Consider the following 232-nt stretch of genomic DNA (forward strand, 5'->3'; position numbering starts at 1 on the left):
AATCGGTGGCGGCGGAGCGCCTCGTGCGGCGGTACTCTTCAAGTGTGCTGACATTCGGCACCACGAAACAGGCCGCCTGCGGCAAAAGCCGCCGGATCTGGCTGCGGTTCACCGCTTGAATGGTGATGCTCGCCTCTCCACCCGTAACCTCACGCAGTTCCATCCCGGCTTCCCGGCGCAGGCGGGCCAGCAGCCGCGCAAGGTCCGGCCCCAAGGTCGCGGGCGGTTGCCC

At 68.1% G+C, this 232-nt stretch carries 1 pseudogene; it reads right to left on the reverse strand.

What is annotated here, in order from left to right:
* Positions 1-232, reverse strand: a pseudogene (locus tag A3722_RS11020) (DUF2927 domain-containing protein); the annotation flags it as partial.

It is taken from the genome of Sulfitobacter sp. HI0027, assembly GCF_001634775.1.
Classification (GTDB): Bacteria; Pseudomonadota; Alphaproteobacteria; order Rhodobacterales; family Rhodobacteraceae; genus Sulfitobacter.